Here is a 21,724-nt window from a genome sequence, read left to right on the forward strand (position 1 = left end):
TTTGTTGTCTATTAATAAGATAAGGTGTATATGGTTATTTCGCTTTAAAACTTAATATAGAAAATTTGCATTTAATGTAACTTTAATATTAATTTGAGGTTAAGATTACGGTACACATGAGGATTTGACCTACAAGGTGGTGCACAGCTACTTTAAATCCGGGAGGCTTTTTGATTATAAACAATTTAAAATTGAAAGCCATGAGAATATTGATGACATTATTGCTTTTTATGGGTCTGGTGACCTTCGGCCAAGCGCAGTTGATACTGAGTGAAGAGGATGGTTTGTATTACAACCAAAACGGTGAGCTTTACACCGGCACTTATGTGGAACTGTACCCAAGCGGGAATAAACGTGTTGAAATGAAAGTTGTTGAGGGGAATAAACAAGGTATTTCAACCTATTATTTCGACAATAAATTAACACAGGAAATTCGTTCATATGACAAAAACAAAATGGACGGCCTATGGGAAACATGGAACGAAGAGGGAGTTAAATTAGGAGTGGCCAGTTACAAGAAAGGTGTAAAGCATGGTGAGTGGAAAATATTCGACGAAAATGGAACCTTAAGGTACGATATGTTATATGTAAAGGGTAAAAAGTCGGGGGTTTGGAAAATTTATGACGAAAAAGGGAAACTGACGTCAAAGAAAGAGTTCTAAAAGTTTTTTGAAAAAATTATAAAAAAAAGGGAGATACTATTGTAGCGTCTCCTTTTTTTATTTATACGCTTTTTAAATTGCCGTATGCATGTAAAACAAAACCATAAAAATTATAACTTTGGTTGTGATAGCGAAATGGTTTAAATGATAGATAGATATGGAACGAAGAGACTTTTTAAGGACAGGTGTAGGATTGGGGTTGTTGACGGGTGTAGGTCCCCTTTTTGGTGGATTAGATTCCCTAATGGCAAATAATGCGGCAGTAAAATCCGATTTGGCTGCTGTAAGAGGGGGTGAACCTGAAGAGATGTTTGATAAGGCCATGGAAGCGCTTGGCGGATTGGATAAGTTCGTGTCTAAAGGACAGTCTGTTCTGGTTAAACCAAATATTGGTTGGGATGCGCCACCGGAAAGGGCTGCAAACACAAACCCCAAATTAGTGGGACATATTGTGAAGCGTTGTTTCGAGGCTGGAGCTGCCGAAGTTAATGTGTTCGATAAAACATGTAACAAATGGGACAGGTGTTACAGCAACAGCGAAATACAAAAATATGTAAAAGAGGCTGGCGGAAAAATGGTGCCAGGCAATACCGAGAGTTATTACAAAGAGGTTAGTATTGCTAAAGGTGTGAGCCTTAAAAATTCAAAGGTGCATGATCTGGTTCAGAGTTCCGATGTATTTATAAATGTCCCCGTGCTCAAACATCATGCTTCCACAAAACTTTCGTTGGGAATGAAAAACCTGATGGGTGTTGTATGGGACCGGAAATTCTACCATAGCAACGATCTGCATCAATGTATTGCTGATTTTGTTACATTCCGCAAGCCGGATCTAACCATTATAGACGGTTACAACATGATGACAAAAAACGGACCGCGTGGTGTTTCCACTGCTGATGTTGTTAATTTAAAAGCATTGATTGCTTCTGCTGATATTGTCGCAACAGATGCGGCAGCTGCAAAAATGTTCGGACTTGAGCCTGATGAGGTTGGGCACATTAAAATTGCCCATGAAATGGGGTTAGGAAATAAAAACCTGAATGAGATAAACATTCATCGTATTAAAATTTGATAGGAATGCAACATTCTAATCTTAAAAAAACAAGAGTGGCTGTGGCGCTCTTGTTTTTTTCGCTCACACTCTTTTCGTTTATTGATATTTATGAGGTGATGCCAGAAGCCTTTACCTCAAATATCATTTTTTTGCAATTTGTTCCTTCCGTACTTAAATTTATTCAAGTAGTATCGCTGTCGGCTGCAGGCTTTCTTATAATTGTTGTAGTAACGTTTTTGTTGGGGCGAATTTATTGTTCAGCCGTCTGTCCGTTAGGCATATTGCAGGATATTTTTACTTTTATTGCAAGAAAAAGAATCAAAAAGAAGGTATTCTTTAAATTTAAAAAAGCATATCCTGTTGTTCGTTACGGATTGTTAGGAATTGCGATATTGAGTTTTATTGTCGGCACTTCGTTAATCATCAACCTATTGGACCCATATAGTAATGCCGGGCGTATATTTACTTATAGTATTAAGCCAGTATTTGTTTGGGGGAATAATGTAATAGCCGGAATACTTCAGGGACAAAAGATTTACAGCTTACACGTTATCGAGTTGGTTCATGCTTCTTGGACAATAACAATTTATGTAAGCTTGTTTTTTGTTCTGATTGCTTATTTATCGTACAAACGAGGTCGTTTGTTTTGTAATTTGATTTGTCCGGTAGGTACTTTGTTGGGATTGATCTCGAAAAAGGCCTTGGTTAAGGTTCGGATATCAAGTGAAAGCTGCACTAAATGCGGAAAGTGCGCCAGTGCTTGTAAAAGTGAGTGTATCGATTTAAAAACACAAAATATTGATTATTCGAGATGTGTGGCTTGTTACGATTGCTTGCCGGTTTGTAACGACGATGCCATCAAATACACATTGTCATCTAAAAAAAAGAAAACCCAAGTTAAGGTTGTGAAGGGTGAAAAAACCGTGGATAGAAGAGGGGCTATAGCCACTTTGCTGGCCATAACGGCAAGCTCAACAATTTTAGCACAACATGGTCATGGACAAGGGCATGGTCACGGCAGAGGTAACGGAGGCTTTGGGAACCGACCACCATATAAATTATCTGAAAGGGAATATCCGGTTACTCCACCGGGATCAAAAAGTATAGAAAGGTTCAATAGTCTTTGTACCGCTTGCGGTCTTTGTATTTCGGCATGTCCTACGAATGTCCTGCAGCCTGCCGTAACCGAATATGGATTGGTGGGTTTTATGCAGCCACATATGGATTATGCCCATGCCGGCTTCTGTAATTTCGACTGTACAAGATGTAGTGATATCTGTCCTACAGGTGCCATATTGCCATTGTCATTGGAGGAAAAACAATTAACTCAACTAGGTAAGGCAGTTTTCGTGAAGCGCAATTGTGTGGTGCACCGTGATGGAACCGATTGTGGTGCATGTTCCGAACATTGTCCTACCAAAGCTGTATCTATGGTACCTTATCGGAATGGTTTGGTGATTCCGGAAGTTAACCAGGATTTGTGTATTGGGTGCGGGGCGTGTGAACATCCTTGTCCGGTAGATTATCCGCACAAGGCAATTTATATAGAGGGTAACCCGGTTCATCAAATAGCCCAAAAACCTAAGGAGGAAGAAAGTCAGCATAAGGCTTTGGATGAAGATTTTCCGTTTTAGCATAAAAAAGGCCTCGTATCATATGAGGCCTTTTTTTTCATGATCTTGTTTGACATTACTTACGATAAGGCCTTTTTAACTCCGTGGTTGATGAAATCGTTAAACGGTTTCATAATGGTAAATATCTTTTCGATTTTCTTGTCCATGTTTTTTGCTTGAATTTCTTTGTCAGAAACATTTGTCACAGCCGTGTACGATTTATTTTTGATAAGATCGATATTAGGGTCTGTCTTGTCAAAGCCTTTCGGTGCTGTTTTTAGTTTCTCCCCCCATATTTCAGGAAATACTTTTTTGAATTTAGCATCTTCAATAATTGCTCTGTATTCTTCGGGATTTTCGATAATTGACTCCCTTACTGATTTTAAAATTTTGGCTTCAGGGCAGTAGATACCCCCGCCAATGAAACTGTTGTCCGGTTCAAGGTGTAAATAGTATCCTGCGTACGGGCTTTTTCTGCCTCCATGAGAAATATATGCGCCAAAGTTATTTTTATAAGGTTCTTTGTTCTTTGAAAACCTAACATCTCTAAATATTCTAAAAATACAATCCTTTGCATGCGGATGACCAATACTTGGGTCGATGTTGTGAACTACTCCGATTAGTTGATTGATATATTCTTCAAAAGCTTCTTTAGCGGTTTGATATTTAGGTTTGTTTTCCTGGAACCATTCTCTGTTATTGTTAACACTCAGTTCAACTAAAAAATCAAATATCTCTTTGGGTATCATGATGAAGTAATGTTTAAGAATTTATACCAATTTAAAGCGAAAAGATAGCAATTGCAATAGTTTAGACCCTAAATCCCCATAAGTTGTGGTACTTTAAACCAATACTCTACCTTTTTTTGGTAATATTGGGATAAGTTAGCGTATAAATATCTATTTGTTATTTTTGCGATATGAATAAAGCTGTAATTGTAGTGGCCGGGGGAAGCGGCTCCCGGATGAAAAGCGAACTGCCTAAGCAATTTATCAGGTGGTGCGGTAAACCGATATTGATGCATACGATAGAACGATTTGCTGCCTATGATAAGCAAATGAAAATTGTATTGGTGTTACCAAAGCATCAAATTAGTTTATGGGATGAGCTTTGTGAGCAATATAGTTTTCAAATAGGATTACAAATTGCTTTTGGTGGAAAAACCCGGTTTGATAGTGTAAAGAATGGATTAGAAAAATTAACAGATGATTGTTTGGTGGGGGTTCATGATGGTGTTCGACCTCTGGTTTCGAGAGAAACGTTGGATAATTGTTATAACACCGCTGAAAAGCTGGGAAGTGCCATTCCTGTAACTGATGTGATTGAATCTATCAGAGAAGTCGGGAATTTCGGGAGTAAATCAGTTCATCGGGAGCTTTACAAAATGGTCCAGACACCGCAAGTGTTTGTTCTTTCAAAACTTAAAGAGGCATATCGTTTGCCTTATCGGGAGTTCTTTACCGATGATGCAAGCGTGTTCGAAAGTGCAGGAAACGATATAGAGTTAACAGCGGGAAATCGGGAGAATATAAAAATAACAACACCTATCGACCTGGTAATAGGAGAGGCGCTTAGGAATGTGATTTTATGAGGTTGATGGTTTTTAATAGACTTTTTAATAAAGCCCAAATCAATATTAAGGTAAAGATAATGATAGCGCCTGAAGGAAGGTTAAAGTAATAAGAGCCGATTAGTCCCGCCATAATACCCAAAAAACCAAAGCCGATAGAATAATATATCATTGTTTTGAAATCGTGGGTGAATATGCCGGCAATAGCTTGAGGGATGGTAAATAATGATAATACAAGTATTATACCGGCAATTCTAATGCTAAATACAATAGTTAATGCAATTATGGCAGCAGTTGCATACTTTATCAACTTGATATTTAAACCGGTTGTTTTGGCATACTCCGGGTCAAAAGCGGTGTAAAGAATAGGCCGATAGAAAATGGCCATACAAGCGCTAATAATTATTGCTAAACCGAACATCTGATATATATCCGTTTGGGTTACGGTTAGGATGTTACCGAATAGGAAACTCATTAAGTTAGGAGCATAACCCGGGGTTAAAAAAACAAAGATAATACCGATGGCCATGCCCAGCGACCAAAGAATGGCAATGGCACTGTCTTCCCTTATGTTGGCCTTGGAAGTAGTCCATTCTATGCCCAGCGCGGATAATACCGCAAAAACGGCAGCGCCTAAAAAAGGGTTGAGCCCTAAAAAGTAGGCCAGGCCAATACCACCAAAGGATGCGTGTGTAATTCCACCACTGATAAAAACTATTTTTCTCGAAACAATATAGGTACCGGCAATACCGGCTAGTATGCTGGTTAAGAAACCTGCGATCAGTGCATTGATAAAAAAGGAATATTGAAATATGTTAATGATGTCTTGCATTGGTTTGATATTAGTGATTGTGTAATACCCGGTGTGGTACCTTGCCATGGGTGATTAACTCAATAGGGCAATTGTACGTTTGCAATACTTGGTCGCTTATTTTATTGGAATTGTGATAATGCAGCTCTTCGTTAACACAAGCAATGGTTTTGATAAACGAAGATATGGTTCCAATATCATGCGATACCAATAAAATGGCCATTTTTTTGTTGAGTTCCTGAAGCAGTTCGTACAATTCACCCTCAAAATGTTTGTCCACAAAATTATTGGGTTCGTCAAGTATCAGAACCTGCGGGTTGTTGATAATTGCTCTGCATAGGTAGATGCGTTGCATTTGACCGCCAGACAGCTTGCCAATGGCATTGTGCGCATGGTCTTGTAGATTTACAAAACGCAACAAATCCAAAGCTTTGTTTTTCTCATTTTTAGTATATCGCTTGAATAAACCTTTTTTTCCCATTAATCCTGATAATACCACATCAACCACCTTAATCGGAAAAAATTTGTCTATTGAATTGATCTGAGGCAGGTAACCGATATCGGCCGTGGATTTTAAATGGTAGGTCAGCTTACCCGAAAAAGGTTCCAGAATTCCCAATATAACTTTTAGAAGGGTTGATTTGCCCCCTCCATTAGGGCCGATGATGCCGATGAAATCATGAGGTTTCACCTCGAAATTCACCTTTTTAAGTACAGGTTTATTCGGCGCATATCCCGCATAGATATCCCGGAGGCTTATTAATGGTTCCATGTTTATCGAAGTGTTTTTTCTAACTTGCTTAAAAGGTGGTTCATTTCAACAAACCAATCTTCGGATAGCGGATTGACCTGAATTATTGGAATGTTAAGCTCAGATGAAATAACCTCCGCATTCCGTTTGTCGAATTCCTCTTGAACAAAGATGGCCTTGATGTTCTGCTCCCTTCCATCATCTATTAGTTTTTTTATCCACTGCGCACTCGGTTCCTTGCCTTTGTGTTCAACTGAGATTTGCTCCAGGCCATAATCCCGCGCCAAATAGGTGTAGGCAGGATGAAAGATATAAAACTTACTGTTTTTAAAAGAATCGCAGGTCTGGAAAAAGGTATTGTCTAAATCACTTATCTGCCTTTTTAGTTTTTTGCTATTGCTAATAATAAGCTCTTTTTTATGAGGAAAAGCCTTTGATAATGCTTCCTCGGTATTTTTTAATACTATCATCATTGTTTTTGGCGATGTCCAGATATGTGGATCTATGCCTCCTTTATGGATGTGATCGCCGTGCACGTGATCCTCGTCCCTGATTAATGCAATACCCTTTGAGGTATCTTCTATTTTTAAATCCGGGTTTATTTCGGCAATTCTTTTGGTCCATGCTTGCTCAAAACCTATATGCCCTATTTTTAAATATAGCAACGACTGGCTTAGGTTTTTAATTTGTGACGGACTGGGGGAATAGGTCGCAGGACTTGCTCCTTTGGGTATCATTACATTAACAGGAGTAGAGTCTCCCAACAATTGCTCCACTAAATATTTTTGAGGTAAGATACTTACACTAATGTTATTTTTAGAGATTGGTTTTGATTGGCAGCTGGCTATACAAATAATGATGAGTGTAATAACCGCAGCATTAACAATTGTTCTTGAATAGTATTTCATATATTTACTTTTGGTTTTTAAGGTTGCAAAGGTTGCAGATGCCATTAACAATCAGTTTACTGCTTTGTTGAATAAAACCAGCTGGTAAATCGTATTTCGCAATCTCACATTGCGGCATACATGTTACCCGGTTGCATATATTGCAATGAAAGTGTAGGTGTTCGGCATTATATTCTTCGTTAAAAATTTTCCGGTTAATACTATACGATGTTACCGAACCGTTCACCTCAATTTTATGTATGATTTCGTTGCCAACAAGCGATTTGAGATTCCGATAAAGGGTAACTCTGTCTGTTTGTTCGGAAAGAGCATTTTCAATATCCTTTTGGTTTAAAGGATGACTGGCCTCCCCCAATGCCTCAAGCAATTCAAGTCTTTGTTGCGTTATTTTAAGTCCTTTTTGTTTTAGTATATCCGTAGTATTCATTGACTGATATAATGGTTGATCTGTATGGCAAATATAATAATAATATATCAAATGCAACACTGTTGCATTTGATATATTAAATATAAAAAAGATAGGAAAAATATGTAGTTAAGGCAGAACATTCCGTTTTGTTACGGGTTTATTCCCTAAATAGAAAGAATAAAAAGATATGAAAAATATTGTATGTCCTTTGTCAACAGAGCGTATTGACGAAAATATCCCAAGGGTTATCGGATTTTTTGTCGTAATCCTATCTATATTATATGTAATAAGTGGATTGTGGGTGATCCCCACTTTATTAGTGGTTGATTTTTATGTAAGAGCCTTTGGAAACGGGAAATATAGTTTGTTGGCCGGCATTGCCAGGGTAGTGAATACTAGTTACTTGAATAACGGAAGAAAAACTGACAAAGCGCCGAAAGTGTTCGCTGCCCGTTTGGGGCTTGTTTTTACCGTTTTAATATTGGTGCTGAATTTGGCAGGCTTTCAAATGGTGTCCAATTCTTTGGCAATTTTGCTAATAGTGTTTGCCACATTGGAATGTGTGGCTAATTTTTGTGTGGGCTGCATTGTATTTAGCTGGTTTGTAAAGCCTTATATCCGTTAATAATTGCCAAATAACTGGAAAATTTCGTTCATATATGTTTTCGAAAGAGGTACCTCTATCGGCGGGTCTGTATCCATTTCAAGCACGTGTTTGTCTCTGTCTCTGCGGACAAGCTTAATCTTTTCGAAGTTTACCATGTAGGATCGATGGCAACGTGTAATCGGTAGGTCCTTTATTTGATTTTCCAAATTTTTTATCGTGTTGCGAAGCAAGAATTTTGAGACAGTGGTTTTGCCTTTATAGTATATTGATACGTAATTGTCCGTGCTTTTTAGATAAAGAATATCGTCCAGTATCAACGAAATGCGCATGGTTCCTTTTTCATCCTTAAAGGGAACCATTCTTTTTTTATCAACCATAGGCGATTCTTCCGATTCCGTAAGCTCTTTTATCTTATGGTTCTTATCTTGCCAGGAAAAATATAGCCATAATACCGCATAGGGCAACAAAAGTACCAGGGCCGTATTTTGCAGCGAAGCATTAAAAACCTCAATGAAACTCCGATTGTCGTTTTTAATAAATGCCGATTCGTAAATTGTGTAAAACAACGACATGGAAATAACTTCTAGCCCAATAACCAAGAGAAATGCCCAAAGCTTGGTTCGTATTTCTTTTTTATTGTATTGATAAAGGATCACCCGGGAAATTACTGCCACCAGTACACCGGTTAGGATGATCAAGCTCGAATAAAACAGGAGCTCCTGGGACTTTAATTGAAGCCCAAACCAATTCCTAACATCAAAGGGGGAATATAGATTGATAAACAACAGGGCAAAACCTGCGGTAAAAAGAATTAATCTGACAATATTCTTTTTTGATATTAAATAAGCCGGTATTTTTTGGTTTAAATCCATTTCTCACGAAAGTACTTATAAAATCAAAATCTTGAAATAATATCATGTTTAATTTAATTAAAAAATTATCACGCTTCCGGTTATACGTTTTTCATCCCGTATATGCGTTTTTCACCCCTTAATATCCATTTTAAGCCCGATTGAGTGGGTATTGTACCATTTATTTGTAGAATGCTTCCAAGTTTTGTTGGTTTGTATCGCAATCAGGCAAACATACTTGGTTGGTTTTTGTTGAACGGTTGTATTTTTTTGGATATAACCGGGACATGATGAGAATGATATTTAAAAAATAACTACTATTTTTTACCCTTTTCGATTTTGCTAGTGCAAAAGAGCTGTTACCAAAACGTTGGAACAGCTTTTTTAATTTTAGCACCTTACAATTCATATTTTGTCTCTTTTGACTTGCCCGAGCTAGGGATTTCACATAAAAAATGCCCACCTAACAGAGATGGACATTATTTACTTAAATACGACAATTTATGAGCAAACCAGAACTAAAGAGTTAACAGCACTACTATGGGCAGTTTTTCAATAGCTGGTATGATAGGCTATTTTCATGATGGTTGGCTGAACCAGTCTCTCAAAATCAGCATACTTCATTTGTATCAAAAGGCTGTGAGAGCCGGCATTAAAGGCTATGAAAACATCTTTGGACAATGATTCGGCAACATAAACAGGCATATCGTACAAATTACCAAACGGCGGCATAGCACCCACTTCGCAATTCTCGAAAAGATCCTTGAACTCTATTTCGGTGGCCAACCGAATTTCTTTAGCCCCGGTTGCTTCTTTTAACAGGTTAAAATCGATTTGCATATCGCCGGGTAACACAACCATGCACATTTGACCATCCAGTTTCATGATAACTGTTTTGGCAATTTCCTTGCCTGAAATGTGCGCATCGGCCGCTGTTCGTTGGGCTGTATACGTTTTGTGATGAACAATTTTATTAAAAGAAACATCCGCATTTCTTAAAAATGATTCCAGTCGTGATAGTGGCATAATAATTTCCTCCTTTTTTCAATTTTTCAGTGGTATATAAGATAAGGAATTATTAAAACAAAGTAAAGAGCCGAGGTAATTTTATTGGCTGAAAAAAACCTGCATGTTTAATGGGGGAAGAGGTGGTTGATCCTAATGGCAGCAAAAACAATTTGGAAATGGAAGAACATCTTTAAGCACATCCCTGTAAAGCACATGCTTAAAGAATAAGATGTTGTGCTGTTAGTATTTTGAAAGAGCGTTCCTTAAGTTATCGAACCTTGAATCGTAATCAAGAGCGGATAATTTAATGACTTCTTTAGCTTCTTCCGCATTATAGATGTGGGTTATCTCACAATCTGCATCTAAGCCTGGCATGTCCTTGTATGTTAAAAAGTAATGTTTAAGACGGTTAACAACCAATTCGGGTAGTTCGGTGATATCTTTCATGTTACCGTATACGATATCGCCCTTAAGTACGGCAATAATTTTATCGTCGGCCTGGTTGCCGTCAATCATTCTGAAACCTCCGATTGGCCTTACATGGGCAATAATATCCCCATGAGGCACTTCCTTTTCGGTTAGGACACAAATATCCAATGGATCACCATCTCCCTGTATTTCGTCCCTGCCGGATTTCTCTGCACAAAACTTTCCGATTCTTGGCCCGCAAAATGTTTGAGGAATAAAACCGTATAGAGCGGGAACCACGTTGGAATACTTCTGAGGGCGATCGATTTTTAAATAGCCGGTTTCCTTGTCAATTTCGTATTTGATGGTATCGGTAGGAACAACTTCAATAAAGGTAGTTACTATTTCAGGCGCTTCTGCACCTATGTTTATGCCGTGCCATGGATGCGATTTGTATCGCAATCCCATTAACCGACCAATAGGGTCCATCAAGCTGTTGGTTGTAAACTCATCTGCCATATTATAAATGTATGTTATTATTCAGGTTTTAAAGGTGGCTGCAAAAATAGGTAAGTAATCAACATCTACAGCACAATTCATGAATTTTAATCGTAAATTAAATGGATATCTACCATTTTAACTGATAAACCGTTAATTTGTTTACCCCACCCAGCCTGCTTTATCTAAATTTCGGTATTGCACGGCTTCTGAAATATGGTCGGCTTGTACCTGTTCTTGCCCATCCAAATCGGCAATGGTGCGGCCTACTTTTAGGATTCTGTCGTACGCCCTGGCTGACAAATCCAGTTTTTCCATGGCATTTTTTAAGATTTCCATACCATCCGCTGTGGGCGTAGCATATTTGCGCTGTAGCTTTGTGGTCATTTGCGCGTTGCAAAATACTTTCCCGAAATCTTTGTACCGCTCACCCTGAATCTTACGTGCTTTGATCACCCTATTCCTGATATCGCTGCTTTTTTCTGATGAAACTGCCGTGCTCAGCTCCTTAAATGGAACGGGTACCACTTCTATTTGCAGATCGATGCGGTCCAGGAGTGGCCCGGAAATTCGGCTCAGATACCGCTGAACGACACCTGGGCTGCAAACACATTTTTTTTCGGGGTGATTATAGTAACCGCATGGACACGGGTTCATGCTGGAGATAAGCATAAAACTTGCTGGATAATCCACACTAAACCTGGCCCTGGAGATACTGATAATCCTATCTTCCAAAGGTTGGCGCATTACTTCCAGGACGGTTCGTTTAAATTCAGGAAGTTCGTCTAAGAAAAGCACCCCATGATGTGCCAGGGATATTTCTCCGGGTTGGGGGAAACTGCCACCGCCAACAAGGGCAACATCGCTAATAGTGTGGTGGGGGCTCCTAAAGGGTCGCTGTGTCAGCAGGGCAGTGTTATTTTGTATTTTCCCGGCAACGGAATGTATTTTGGTTGTTTCTAATGCTTCGTCAAGCGTTAATGGCGGTAATATGGATGGAAGACGTTTCGCAATCATTGATTTTCCCGCACCCGGCGGGCCAATCATCAGCAGGTTGTGCCCGCCGGCGGCGGCTATTTCCAAGGCGCGCTTGACCGATTCCTGTCCTTTAACATCCAAAAAATCAATATCGTCGTGGAGCAGTTGGTCGTAAAATTCTTTTTCTGTATCTACCTGGGTTGGTTCTATATCAATGTCGCCGTTTAAAAATGAACCCACCTCGGTAATGTTAGCGGCACCATAAACTTCTAGGCCTTTCACCACAGCCGCTTCTCTGGCGTTTTGAACGGGTAGAATCAATCCTTTGAACCCTTCTTCCTTGGCCCTGACAGCAATGGGTAATGCTCCTTTCACAGGCTGAAGACTTCCGTCCAGGGAGAGTTCCCCCATCATGATGTAATGTGATAAATTATCGGAGGATATTTGTTTGGAGGCAGCCAGGATTCCCATGGTCAAAGGCAGGTCGTAGGCCGAACCTTCTTTGCGGATATCGGCCGGAGCCATATTGATGACGATTTTTTTTCCGGGCCATTTATAGTTGTGGGATACATTAAGGGCCGCCTGCATGCGTTGTTCGCTTTCTTTGACAGCGCTATCGGGTAATCCTACCATAAAAAATTTGATCCCTTGCGAAAAATTGACTTCAATGGTAATGGTTACTGCATCTATTCCGCTTACGGCTGCTCCAAATGTTTTTACTAGCATAGTAAATTGTTAGGATTAGAAATTTCAACTCAATTTACATAAACTATTTTAAAAAAGAAACACCCGGTTTTGTTAAAGCCGGGTGTTTGCTATCTGTTCAATTATTGCTGATGCATATTTCCTTACCACATGGCTTCATGTATATTGTCACTTGTTTTTCTGGAACGCACTTCGCTGTTAAATTCGTATATTACTGCGTTGATATCGTGAATGACACTGGAATATACCGGGTTGGGTTGGATCAGTTGCATAAGATCGATAAATTTGAATATGAGTTCAAAGGAATTTCTGATTTCGGTACAGGAACAGTTTTCATTCGACGGAATGTCCTCAATGCTGTTTCGTAAAGCGACCTCGAATTTGTTTTGAGCTTCGGATAATTCATCGATCCATTTCTTCATATTGAGTGTTTTGACGGCCTCGCTTAATTGCGGTAAATTCTGAATGTCTTTTAACAAACTTCTGATTTTTATTGTTTTTTGATCATTGCTTTCCAATTCTAAATGCCAATTGTATTTTCTAACAGCTTCGATTAATAATCGTGCATTGACTTTCCATTCGGGATTTATTTTTTTCTGGCATGCTAATAAATAGTTTTTAATACCTGCTATTGCGTCGCTCCGGATTGCATCGGAATTCACTAATCCCGAATTGCAGGCCGCATGTTTTTTTGACAGGATGTTGTCCTGAAGTTTGTAGAAAGCTTTTTGAGCCGTTGACATGGGCTTTGCTAACCCCAGTTTTTCCACGTCGAGCTGTTCCAGGATAGGAAACAGACGTTTGCTGAATTTTAAGTAATCGTTGGCCTGATACTTATAAAAGTAAGGATTTTCAATAGTCATAATAAATTGTGTTGTTTTGGCTTTATTAATATACGAAAAATTGAGATATTGTCAAGTAAAATTTTGTATGTACTTACTTTTATTTTAACATAACGCCTCTGGATGATGCATGCGTTGGAGTGTTGCGTTAAGGATTGGCGCGGCTACCCCACGCCAAAATTTAACGGGTGATTATAAGGATTTATTCACGAAAAATTTTGATCTTTAAAGAAGGACAAGGAAAGGGCGTTGAGTAATAGCAGAAAGCCTGTCCCGATTACATATGTTTAGGAAGGATTGGATTGTGGAGGGGAACGCCCAAGGTAATTTTACGGGATTGCTTATTTATGTTAAAATTGAGACCCGGCGCAATGGAGTGTAATTTAATATAATGGATATGAATTAGTTGCCAATAAAAAAGCCGTTCACAATTGAACGGCCCTTGAAATATAATAGCGTTTGAATATACAATCCGGAAAATTCCGGGAGTTTTTTGCGACTCCGACCGAGATTAAGTTTCATCATCAAATTTGTAAACGAAATTGAGTTCAACTTAGTCGGGATGACCAGCTTTTAATATTCGCCTCCATTAAAAAAGGCAAATAAGTCAGCTTAGATATTCTTGTTTACGTAATGGAAGTGTGGCCCAAAACGATCGAAAGCAGCTTTGTCTAGTTCTTCCTGGTGATCGGGGTGCGCAACGGAAATAATTAGCTTAGCTCTTTCCTGCATTGTTTTTCCGTATAGGTTAACAGCTCCGTGCTCGGTTACAAACCAGTGCATGTTGGCGCGAGTGGTAACCACACCTGAACCGGGTAACAAGATAGGTGAGATTTTTGACAATCCTTTTGCAGTTACCGATGGCATTGCAATGATTGGCAAACCGCCTTTTGAGTAGCCCGCTCCCCGTATAAAGTCGATTTGTCCACCTACGCCCGAGTAGTGTGTTGTTCCGATTGAGTCGGCACAAACCTGACCGGTGATGTCGATAGCCAAAGCGGAATTGATAGCGGTTACCTTATCGTTCTGGCGGATAACGTTTACGCTGTTGGTGTGCTTAACGTCCATCATGGCAACCATTGGGTTGTCGTCGATAAAATCGTACAGTTTCTGAGAACCCATCAAGAAAGAAGCCACCATTTTACCTGGATCGATTTGCTTGCGCTTACCGTTTACAACTCCTTTTTCAACCAAAGGAAGGATTCCGTCAGCAAACATCTCTGTGTGTACACCTAAATCTTTGTGATTTTCTAATTGAGCCAATACTGCGTTTGGAATACCACCGATACCCATCTGAAGACATGCGCCATCCTCGATAAGTTCAGCTACGTTTTTACCAATGGCGATATCAGTATCGGTAAGTGTACCCATGTCGTGCGTGTAAAGCGGGCTGTCGTCTTCTACAAAGTAATCGATTTCGTTCGTGTGGAAAATAGCGTCGCCCCATGCACGTGGAACGTTAGGGTTCACCAAGGCAATAACTACATCGGCACATTCTATAGCTGCTTTTGTGGCATCTACCGATGTTCCTAAAGAAACAAATCCATGCTTGTCCGGTTTAGAAACCATCACCATGGCTACGTTAACTTTTAAATATCCTTCACGGATTAGTTTTTGCGTCTCGCTCAGGAAAGCCGGGATGTAGTCGGCATACCCTGCTTGTGTTTGTTTACGCAAGTTTCCGCCTACAAAAAACTGCTCCGAAACGAAAACTCCTTCGAACTCAGGATCGGCGAAGTCTACTTTGTTTTCGATGTGGATGTGCTGGATTTTTACGTCGTAAAACTCCTTTTTGCGGCCACGCTCAACCATGGCCTTAATAAGTTTGTGGGGTGTTACGGCCACACTGCTTAAATGGACCCTGTCTCCCGTTTTAATTACTTTTACAGCTTCTTCTGCACTTACACTTTTATACTGCATTTTATATTATTTAGAGATATTTTTCTTTAATTCGATTGTCGAGCTGCAAAACTATAACAATTTGCTCAAAATGTCGGGGTTGAAAAATGTATTCTACAACATATTAAAACAGTTAATGGACAACATGCCAATGACCATATTATTTTTGCGCACATTTGATGCATTTTCTGCTTTCGGGCATTAATACCAGCCGGCCGGTTTGAATGGCTCCTTTGCAATCGGTGCAAATTCCAAAATCAGGGTCGTTGATATGGTCCAACGCGTACTGCAGGTTTTTTAGTTTGGACTCGGTTTGACGCAATGCAGCGTCATTCACGCTTTTGTTGTTAATGGCGTCCATTCTGCTAATGCGACCTATAGCGTCATCGGGAGCAACAGCTTGGGTAAGTTCTTTTAACGATTCAACCTTTCGCTCAACAATAGATATTTGTTTTAAGATAAGTTGTTTTATCTCTTGTTTATCCATATTCATAGCAATTTAACAATGGTTTGGAACATATTGATAATGATTCGTAAACCTACAAGGTTGTAAAAACTATTGAATCTGTCAAATGCACGGGCATGGTATTAGGGCTTTTGTTTTTCACTCTCGGGGTATAGTTTTACTAAGTAAGATATTATGCAATAAAATTTTATCGATGTCAACTCGTGACGCTCTCGGCCAGCGTTTGACAAGCTGTGCTTTGTCATCACCCTGCGGATGACAGATTTGCGGACCAAGTTTTATATAGGCAACAATTCCGTTTTGGCGATATTTATCTTTTAATGTCGATTTCCCCATGTATGGCATATATGGAAAGCAGATATTCAAAATAGTATTACTTTTGTGTGGTCTACAAATTACACAAGCGAATAAAACATGGCGAAGAAAGAGCCTACAAGGATAAACAAGTATTTAAGCGAAGTTGGGTATTGTTCGCGACGTGAGGCGGATAAGTTGATCGAGGCCCGAAAAGTAACCATTAACGGCAAAGTGCCCGAGATGGGAACGAAAGTGTGCGATGGCGATGAGGTGAGGGTTAAGGGTAAACTGATTTCGGAGCCTAAAGACAAGTTTGTTTATATTGCATTTAATAAACCTGTGGGTATTGTTTGCACTACGGATACACGTGTGGAGAAAAATAATATTATCGATTACATCCATTATCCGAAACGGATTTTCCCAATTGGTAGATTGGACAAACCAAGTGAAGGTTTGATTTTTCTTACCAACGATGGCGATATAGTCAATAAAATTTTGCGGGCACGAAATAATCATGAGAAAGAATATATCGTTAAAGTCGACAAGCCTGTTACAGATGATTTTGTGCGAAAGATGAGCAGCGGTGTTCCTATTTTGGATACCGTTACTCGCAGCTGTGTTGTGGAACGGACCGGGAAGTTTGAGTTTAGGATTGTACTAACACAGGGGCTTAACCGCCAAATCAGAAGGATGAGCGAATATTTGGGTTACGAAGTGAAAAAGCTCAAACGTGTTAGGATAATGAACGTGAAATTAGATACTCCTGTTGGTAAATGGCGGTATTTGAGTAAAAAGGAGCTCAATGAAATTAACCGGCTAGTTTCGGAATCGGCCAAGACACATGACTAGATCAGTCAAAAGCGAATTTGTCACAGGTCAATAGTAAACAATCAGCGGTCAACAACCAGTGACGTAGCGTAAAGGGCTGAGAGTAATGATCGGCGAGTTTTGAGTATTATAATCTACAATGACAAACCGCCACACAAACAGCAAACATAACGGAGCAAAATGAGGTTGATGGCACTTGAGCCGGCGAGATTAAGGGTTGTTTGTGAATAAAAAAATATGGAGGTCGGTATTATAAGATCGGATAATAAGGTTATTAAGTGTTCAATGCAGCGGTAGTTTTCAAAATTTGTATATTCACTGCAATTAAAATTATAACTATGAAATTAATATTAGATCCTACTGGCGGAATGGCAGGCGATATGTTTGCCGCTGTGCTGATTTCAGCGGGTGCGGATGAACAGAAAATGGTGGAAGCTATGTTGACTGCTGCAAATAAAATAGGTAGATCAACTATAAATACCGTAAAAACTCACGACAATGCAACCAGGTTGATCATGGATATCAACCATAATCATGGCCACCTGGCGGCTTCAAAAGCCAGGTTGCTTTTGAAAGAATTGTGCGAGGATTTAAAGATTGAAGGTGAGTATTGCCATTTTGCATTAAAGGTACTTGAAGTTCTTATTGCCGCTGAGAAACAAGCTCATGCCGAAAATACTTTTTTAACAGACCATCACCATGGGCATAGTCATGACCACCATCATGATCACCCCGGTCACCATCATCACCATCACGAACACGAAGAGGAAGCGTGGTTACATGAAGCTCAGGATATATTGATTGATATTATTGGAGCGGCTATAGGATTACAGTTGTTAAGCGCACCCGTGGAGGCAGATATTGTGAAGCCTGTTTCGTTAGGAGGGGGAAGGATTAAATTCTCGCACGGAGAAATGGCGGTTCCGGCACCTGCCACAAAGATAATTATGGACAAATACAAAATTGCCAATACAATGGGGCCTGTGGATATTGAACTTTGTACCCCGACGGGTTCGGCAATATTAGCGGCACTTGGCAGTAAATTAATATCTGATGAAATCGCAAAAGGAGTTGTTTTTGAAGGAACTTCGAGGGGAGGTAAGGATTTGGAGATTCCCCCATTGAAAGTATATCTTAGAAAATAAGAAACGAACGAAAAAAATGGCTGCTCTATGGGGCAGCCATTTGTATATTTTCAGCAGATACTACACGTAAACATTCCCTATCTTGATCAACTTGGGAATGTTAAGCAGCTTAATTTTTCTACCGTTAAGCTCAATCAATTTGTCGGATTTAAATTCCGATAGCAACCTGATAACCGATTCTGTAGCTGTACCTACCATATTGGCTAACTCTTCGCGGGTTAGTGAAATTTGTAAGGTGTGGTCCTGGTCCAGTTCAAAAGTGTCCATTAATAACAACAACACCTCGGCCAATCTTTCCCGTACTGTTTTCTGCGCGATGTCGGTCAGAAATTTGTTAGACTCACCAAGCTCTTTGCAGGTTAGTTTCATTAACGACATGGAGAAGTTTGGATTGGACTTTAACAAAGAAGCCAATACCTCTCCCGGGAAATAACAAAGAATGGTGTCTTGAATCACTTTTGTCGTGCTACAGGCCAACTCATCACTAATCACCGATCTAAATCCGATTAGGTCTCCGCCTTTGGCAAATCGAATTATCTGTTCCTTACCGTCAAAACCAGTTTTAAAGATCTTTAATATCCCATCAACGACTAAAAATGTGCCGTTAATTCTACTGCCTTCATGGTAAATAGTACTTCCCCTTTTATGGATGGTACTGCTCATCGATTGATTTACCTTTTCAACCTCTTCTTCAGATAATCCTTTAAATATATCAAAAGCACGAAGATCCACAGGCTCGTTGTATGGAACACTTTGAATATTCTTCATTCCTTAAGTTTTAATTTTTTTCAGACTGCAAAAATAATGTTAATTCACGATAAAGCTAATGTTTTATTATAATGTTGAATACATTAAATTTTATTATTTAGACTTTTGTTAAAGCAATTTCTTATTTTGTGCAGTTATTTTGCTTATTTATCTACAAATATATAAATAATGATGTATATTTATTGAAAATCACGTATCTAAATATATAGCTATGAAACAAGCTTTAAAAGTGTTTCTTATATAAAGAATCATACCGTAGCGAGTTCCATGGAATGCAAGTGAAATTTAAATGATAATGAGATGAAAACTACAATTGATCTTGAGTGGATAGAAAACATGACCTTCCAGTCTGAAGTAAATGGTCACACTATTAAAATTGATGCAGGCGAAGAAAACGGAGGGAATGACTCCGGGCCACGTCCCAAACCTTTGATGCTGTTGGCCCTGGCAGGTTGTACAGGGATGGATGTGGTATCTATTCTAAAGAAGATGAGAGTGCGATATGATGGTTTAAAGATTATGGTGGAAGCTAATATGAGGGAAGAGCACCCCAAGTATTATGACACGATGAAGGTTATTTTTAAATTTAAAGGTGCTGACTTACCTATGGATAAGTTAGAAAGGGCCGTTCAGCTTTCAGAAGAACAATATTGTGGTGTTTCGGCTTTATACAAAATGGCTATCCCGGTTACCTTTGAGATAAAAGTAAACGAGGATTGATGGTTTAATTCCTCGTACAAAGCGTGAAACTTTGAAAAAGGTCAGGCGTCATTATTTGGAAAGCCTTTCCACTATCTTTTTGTGATTTGGAAATTTAGCTTGCAATGTGTTCGCTTCGCCCATTTCAAAATCGGCAAAGTCAAAACCTGGGGCGACAGCACAACTAACGAGAGAATATCCGTAGCCTTCTTTTATTTCTGCGGCAAACCAAGCCCCGGGCTCCACGGTATATTGAAGTCTGCCATTCATATGGTCAGATAATTCAATATGCTTGTAATGCCCATTATTGTTTATCGTATGGATGATCAAAGGCATTCCCTGGTGAAAATACCATGTTTCAGGTGATTTTATACGATGAAAGGCTGAATACTGCTCGTTGGCCAAGAGGTAATAGATGGAGGTCAGCGCATTTCTATCCCCCTCAAAACTATCATTTAACCCATTATTAGGTATGACCATGCTTGAGCGGTAAACCTCTTTAAACCATCCGCCTTCCGGATGTCTTTCCAATTTTAAATGGTCGATATGTTGTTGCGCCTCATTGCTTATGTGATATTCCGAGACTGATAGATGGTTGTTGTCAACGAAATTTTGGAGGATAGCTTGGGCTTCTGCCAATTTTTCTTCCCAGTGTTTTATGGAGTTTTGTCCAATAACGTCGGTAACACATTTGACACCTACAAACGGGAGGTTGTGCATTCTGCAAACACGGGCAACAGCAAACGATTCCATATCGAAAATATCCCCCGTGCCATCGGCAGAAGTAAGAAAGGTATCACCGGTATTACAAACACTGTCGAATAGCCAACTATTAAAAAAGCCGCATTTTTCCACCTCATCGGTAAAATCTTCTTCAAAAGAAACTCCAAAATGGCTTAATTTCTCCATATCCCTATCCACAAATCTCTTGCATAAGTGTACCGAACCTATTTTGTAATTTACGGTTCCGGCAGTTCCAATATTTATTACCACATCGGGATTATGTATGGCAATGCCTCTCTCAACGGCTATTGCCGCATTCACTTTTCCCACTCCTGTGCGGCAATAATGGAATTTACAATGGGGCATATCTACATGTACCCGTTCTTCTTCTACTGCATATACAATTAAAACATTGAGCATCGTTCTATTCTTTTACACAAAAGTAGATAATAATTAAAATCAATGGTCTGTTTTTTGCTAATTCGCAACCGATTTAATTATTGATTAAGAAATAGAACCAAACTAAACTGAATTTTTGATGATTACGAAAAAGGTGTTTTTGTGTGCCACTGTCCTTTTTTTCCTTTCTAACCATGTGCTTTTTTCGCAGGAAAATAAACCTCAAAAACATTATTTTGGGGTTAATGCGGGCATTGATCCCGCTAACCTGATAAAAATTGCACTTGAATCTGCATTTAATTCAGATGACGATGATCTTTACGAAAATGAGGAGGATAAAAATTATTTTGGCGTTTTAATACTGGGGGTTTATTATAAATATAAACCTTTTGGTAAACTGGATTTTGATGCTGGTTATAAACTATGTGCCTCTTCGCTAGAAGATTTAAACCGTTCGGATAACAACTATAATTATCAATATCAATCAGGAGCCGATCATTTGTTGTATAGTCGTATGAATTATAACATCCGAAACATACATCAAGAAGGAGAAGGCCACCTGTCCTCTTCTTTTGAGATAGGTAGCTTATGGACACCTGGTATACTGAAATTACAGGACAGGCAAACTCAAAATTCGGAAACAATAAAAATTAGAGGAGCAAATTTGTTTTATGAGTTTAAACTTGGATATAAGTATGGATTGCAAAATGGAGCAATTGGATTTAATATTGGAATAAATAATGCGCCATATCAACAAGCGGTACTGAAGGATATTGAAAAAAGAGGATTTAATAGCGAAATTACCGGGGGACCTGGAATTGTAAT

The 21,724-nt window shown here is 39.2% G+C and carries 23 protein-coding genes; 9 read left to right on the forward strand and 14 right to left on the reverse strand.

Going from position 1 to position 21,724, the window contains the following annotated elements; translation table 11 throughout:
- Nucleotides 1-200 precede the first annotated feature (200 nt).
- The 3 genes from ACT29I_RS19645 to ACT29I_RS19655 all read left to right on the forward strand — a co-directional run bounded on the left by ACT29I_RS19645 (nt 201) and on the right by ACT29I_RS19655 (nt 3,350).
- Nucleotides 201-662 carry a toxin-antitoxin system YwqK family antitoxin gene (locus tag ACT29I_RS19645; RefSeq protein ID WP_444794186.1) on the forward strand — a complete coding sequence of 154 codons (462 nt, stop codon included), beginning with the start codon at nt 201-203 and terminating at the stop codon, nt 660-662.
- Nucleotides 663-819: 157 nt separating this feature from the next.
- A complete protein-coding gene (locus ACT29I_RS19650) occupies nt 820-1,734 on the forward strand; it encodes a DUF362 domain-containing protein (protein ID WP_430932855.1) in 915 nt (304 codons plus the stop codon).
- Nucleotides 1,735-1,739: 5 nt separating this feature from the next.
- Nucleotides 1,740-3,350 (forward strand): 4Fe-4S binding protein, encoded by a 1,611-nt coding sequence (locus tag ACT29I_RS19655; protein ID WP_444794187.1) that lies wholly within the window; start codon nt 1,740-1,742, stop codon nt 3,348-3,350.
- A 59-nt stretch (nt 3,351-3,409) separates the two neighbouring features.
- Here ACT29I_RS19655 and ACT29I_RS19660 read toward each other — a convergent pair whose 3' ends face one another.
- Nucleotides 3,410-4,078, reverse strand: a complete 669-nt coding sequence (locus ACT29I_RS19660; protein ID WP_430932853.1) for a DUF2461 domain-containing protein — start codon at nt 4,076-4,078, stop codon at nt 3,410-3,412.
- A gap of 170 nt (nt 4,079-4,248) precedes the next feature.
- On the opposite strand from ACT29I_RS19660, the gene ACT29I_RS19665 reads away from it, so the two are divergent.
- Nucleotides 4,249-4,920 carry a 2-C-methyl-D-erythritol 4-phosphate cytidylyltransferase gene (locus ACT29I_RS19665; RefSeq protein ID WP_430932852.1) on the forward strand — a complete coding sequence of 224 codons (672 nt, stop codon included), beginning with the start codon at nt 4,249-4,251 and terminating at the stop codon, nt 4,918-4,920.
- Here the strand turns inward: ACT29I_RS19665 and ACT29I_RS19670 are convergent.
- From ACT29I_RS19670 to ACT29I_RS19685, 4 genes are read right to left on the reverse strand one after another with little or no spacing between them, the layout of a single operon-like run.
- On the reverse strand, nt 4,901-5,731 hold the full coding sequence (locus tag ACT29I_RS19670) for a metal ABC transporter permease (RefSeq protein WP_430932851.1): 831 nt from the start codon (nt 5,729-5,731) through the stop codon (nt 4,901-4,903). The genes ACT29I_RS19665 and ACT29I_RS19670 overlap by 20 nt on opposite strands.
- Nucleotides 5,732-5,741: 10 nt before the next feature.
- The gene (locus tag ACT29I_RS19675) at nt 5,742-6,482 is read right to left on the reverse strand and encodes a metal ABC transporter ATP-binding protein (protein WP_430932850.1); all 741 of its coding nucleotides are present in this window, start codon (nt 6,480-6,482) and stop codon (nt 5,742-5,744) included.
- 2 nt (nt 6,483-6,484) lie between these two features.
- The gene (locus ACT29I_RS19680; protein ID WP_444794188.1) at nt 6,485-7,369 is read right to left on the reverse strand and encodes a metal ABC transporter solute-binding protein, Zn/Mn family; all 885 of its coding nucleotides are present in this window, start codon (nt 7,367-7,369) and stop codon (nt 6,485-6,487) included.
- A gap of 4 nt (nt 7,370-7,373) precedes the next feature.
- The gene (locus ACT29I_RS19685) at nt 7,374-7,796 is read right to left on the reverse strand and encodes a Fur family transcriptional regulator (protein ID WP_430932848.1); all 423 of its coding nucleotides are present in this window, start codon (nt 7,794-7,796) and stop codon (nt 7,374-7,376) included.
- 169 nt (nt 7,797-7,965) lie between these two features.
- Here ACT29I_RS19685 and ACT29I_RS19690 point away from each other — a divergent pair, with 169 nt between their 5' ends.
- A complete protein-coding gene (locus ACT29I_RS19690) occupies nt 7,966-8,403 on the forward strand; it encodes a DUF4395 domain-containing protein (protein WP_444794189.1) in 438 nt (145 codons plus the stop codon).
- On the opposite strand, the gene ACT29I_RS19695 is transcribed toward ACT29I_RS19690, so the two are convergent.
- The 7 genes from ACT29I_RS19695 to ACT29I_RS19725 all read right to left on the reverse strand — a co-directional run bounded on the left by ACT29I_RS19695 (nt 8,400) and on the right by ACT29I_RS19725 (nt 16,061).
- Complete coding sequence (locus ACT29I_RS19695) at nt 8,400-9,257, reverse strand: LytR/AlgR family response regulator transcription factor (RefSeq protein ID WP_430932846.1); 858 nt, start codon at nt 9,255-9,257, stop codon at nt 8,400-8,402. The genes ACT29I_RS19690 and ACT29I_RS19695 overlap by 4 nt on opposite strands.
- Nucleotides 9,258-9,788: 531 nt before the next feature.
- Nucleotides 9,789-10,262: an aminoacyl-tRNA deacylase gene (locus tag ACT29I_RS19700; protein WP_430932845.1), complete on the reverse strand. Its 474-nt coding sequence runs from the start codon at nt 10,260-10,262 to the stop codon at nt 9,789-9,791.
- A 222-nt stretch (nt 10,263-10,484) separates the two neighbouring features.
- Complete coding sequence (locus ACT29I_RS19705; RefSeq protein WP_430932844.1) at nt 10,485-11,171, reverse strand: inorganic pyrophosphatase; 687 nt, start codon at nt 11,169-11,171, stop codon at nt 10,485-10,487.
- Nucleotides 11,172-11,312: 141 nt separating this feature from the next.
- Nucleotides 11,313-12,854 (reverse strand): YifB family Mg chelatase-like AAA ATPase, encoded by a 1,542-nt coding sequence (locus ACT29I_RS19710; RefSeq protein WP_444794190.1) that lies wholly within the window; start codon nt 12,852-12,854, stop codon nt 11,313-11,315.
- 122 nt (nt 12,855-12,976) lie between these two features.
- Nucleotides 12,977-13,696, reverse strand: a complete 720-nt coding sequence (locus tag ACT29I_RS19715; protein ID WP_430932842.1) for a DUF6261 family protein — start codon at nt 13,694-13,696, stop codon at nt 12,977-12,979.
- 591 nt (nt 13,697-14,287) lie between these two features.
- A complete protein-coding gene (locus ACT29I_RS19720) occupies nt 14,288-15,595 on the reverse strand; it encodes an acetyl-CoA hydrolase/transferase family protein (RefSeq protein WP_430932841.1) in 1,308 nt (435 codons plus the stop codon).
- 139 nt (nt 15,596-15,734) lie between these two features.
- Nucleotides 15,735-16,061, reverse strand: coding sequence for a TraR/DksA family transcriptional regulator (locus ACT29I_RS19725; protein ID WP_430932840.1), 327 nt, complete (start codon nt 16,059-16,061; stop codon nt 15,735-15,737).
- Between the two features lie 393 nt (nt 16,062-16,454).
- On the opposite strand from ACT29I_RS19725, the gene rluF reads away from it, so the two are divergent.
- Complete coding sequence (rluF, locus tag ACT29I_RS19730) at nt 16,455-17,186, forward strand: 23S rRNA pseudouridine(2604) synthase RluF (RefSeq protein ID WP_430932839.1); 732 nt, start codon at nt 16,455-16,457, stop codon at nt 17,184-17,186.
- 317 nt (nt 17,187-17,503) lie between these two features.
- The gene (gene larC / locus ACT29I_RS19735) at nt 17,504-18,310 is read left to right on the forward strand and encodes a nickel insertion protein (RefSeq protein ID WP_444794191.1); all 807 of its coding nucleotides are present in this window, start codon (nt 17,504-17,506) and stop codon (nt 18,308-18,310) included.
- A gap of 60 nt (nt 18,311-18,370) precedes the next feature.
- On the opposite strand, the gene ACT29I_RS19740 is transcribed toward larC, so the two are convergent.
- Entirely contained in the window at nt 18,371-19,078 is a 708-nt protein-coding gene (locus ACT29I_RS19740; protein WP_430932837.1) for a Crp/Fnr family transcriptional regulator, read from the reverse strand.
- A gap of 300 nt (nt 19,079-19,378) precedes the next feature.
- Here ACT29I_RS19740 and ACT29I_RS19745 point away from each other — a divergent pair, with 300 nt between their 5' ends.
- On the forward strand, nt 19,379-19,798 hold the full coding sequence (locus ACT29I_RS19745; RefSeq protein WP_430932836.1) for an OsmC family protein: 420 nt from the start codon (nt 19,379-19,381) through the stop codon (nt 19,796-19,798).
- 51 nt (nt 19,799-19,849) lie between these two features.
- Here ACT29I_RS19745 and ACT29I_RS19750 read toward each other — a convergent pair whose 3' ends face one another.
- The gene (locus ACT29I_RS19750) at nt 19,850-20,920 is read right to left on the reverse strand and encodes a cupin domain-containing protein (RefSeq protein ID WP_430932835.1); all 1,071 of its coding nucleotides are present in this window, start codon (nt 20,918-20,920) and stop codon (nt 19,850-19,852) included.
- Between the two features lie 118 nt (nt 20,921-21,038).
- Between ACT29I_RS19750 and ACT29I_RS19755 the strand changes: the two genes are divergently transcribed.
- On the forward strand, nt 21,039-21,724 hold a 686-nt coding region (locus tag ACT29I_RS19755), incomplete at its 3' end, for a hypothetical protein (RefSeq protein WP_444794192.1).

It is taken from the genome of Saccharicrinis sp. GN24d3 (assembly GCF_052400645.1).
GTDB lineage: Bacteria > Bacteroidota > Bacteroidia > Bacteroidales > Marinilabiliaceae > Saccharicrinis.

Bases quoted from the DNA above. Each gene is read 5' to 3' on its own strand.
- ACT29I_RS19690 (WP_444794189.1), top strand. From the start codon at position 7,966: ATGAAAAATATTGTATGTCCTTTGTCAACAGAGCGTATTGACGAAAAT.
- ACT29I_RS19695 (WP_430932846.1), bottom strand. From the start codon at position 9,257: ATGGATTTAAACCAAAAAATACCGGCTTATTTAATATCAAAAAAGAAT.
- larC (WP_444794191.1), top strand. From the start codon at position 17,504: ATGAAATTAATATTAGATCCTACTGGCGGAATGGCAGGCGATATGTTT.
- ACT29I_RS19650 (WP_430932855.1), top strand. From the start codon at position 820: ATGGAACGAAGAGACTTTTTAAGGACAGGTGTAGGATTGGGGTTGTTG.
- ACT29I_RS19705 (WP_430932844.1), bottom strand. From the start codon at position 11,171: ATGGCAGATGAGTTTACAACCAACAGCTTGATGGACCCTATTGGTCGG.
- ACT29I_RS19680 (WP_444794188.1), bottom strand. From the start codon at position 7,369: ATGAAATACTATTCAAGAACAATTGTTAATGCTGCGGTTATTACACTC.
- ACT29I_RS19720 (WP_430932841.1), bottom strand. From the start codon at position 15,595: ATGCAGTATAAAAGTGTAAGTGCAGAAGAAGCTGTAAAAGTAATTAAA.
- ACT29I_RS19745 (WP_430932836.1), top strand. From the start codon at position 19,379: ATGAAAACTACAATTGATCTTGAGTGGATAGAAAACATGACCTTCCAG.
- ACT29I_RS19675 (WP_430932850.1), bottom strand. From the start codon at position 6,482: ATGGAACCATTAATAAGCCTCCGGGATATCTATGCGGGATATGCGCCG.
- ACT29I_RS19700 (WP_430932845.1), bottom strand. From the start codon at position 10,262: ATGCCACTATCACGACTGGAATCATTTTTAAGAAATGCGGATGTTTCT.
- ACT29I_RS19725 (WP_430932840.1), bottom strand. From the start codon at position 16,061: ATGGATAAACAAGAGATAAAACAACTTATCTTAAAACAAATATCTATT.
- ACT29I_RS19715 (WP_430932842.1), bottom strand. From the start codon at position 13,696: ATGACTATTGAAAATCCTTACTTTTATAAGTATCAGGCCAACGATTAC.
- ACT29I_RS19685 (WP_430932848.1), bottom strand. From the start codon at position 7,796: ATGAATACTACGGATATACTAAAACAAAAAGGACTTAAAATAACGCAA.
- ACT29I_RS19740 (WP_430932837.1), bottom strand. From the start codon at position 19,078: ATGAAGAATATTCAAAGTGTTCCATACAACGAGCCTGTGGATCTTCGT.
- ACT29I_RS19750 (WP_430932835.1), bottom strand. From the start codon at position 20,920: ATGCTCAATGTTTTAATTGTATATGCAGTAGAAGAAGAACGGGTACAT.
- rluF (WP_430932839.1), top strand. From the start codon at position 16,455: ATGGCGAAGAAAGAGCCTACAAGGATAAACAAGTATTTAAGCGAAGTT.
- ACT29I_RS19655 (WP_444794187.1), top strand. From the start codon at position 1,740: ATGCAACATTCTAATCTTAAAAAAACAAGAGTGGCTGTGGCGCTCTTG.
- ACT29I_RS19645 (WP_444794186.1), top strand. From the start codon at position 201: ATGAGAATATTGATGACATTATTGCTTTTTATGGGTCTGGTGACCTTC.
- ACT29I_RS19710 (WP_444794190.1), bottom strand. From the start codon at position 12,854: ATGCTAGTAAAAACATTTGGAGCAGCCGTAAGCGGAATAGATGCAGTA.
- ACT29I_RS19670 (WP_430932851.1), bottom strand. From the start codon at position 5,731: ATGCAAGACATCATTAACATATTTCAATATTCCTTTTTTATCAATGCA.
- ACT29I_RS19665 (WP_430932852.1), top strand. From the start codon at position 4,249: ATGAATAAAGCTGTAATTGTAGTGGCCGGGGGAAGCGGCTCCCGGATG.
- ACT29I_RS19660 (WP_430932853.1), bottom strand. From the start codon at position 4,078: ATGATACCCAAAGAGATATTTGATTTTTTAGTTGAACTGAGTGTTAAC.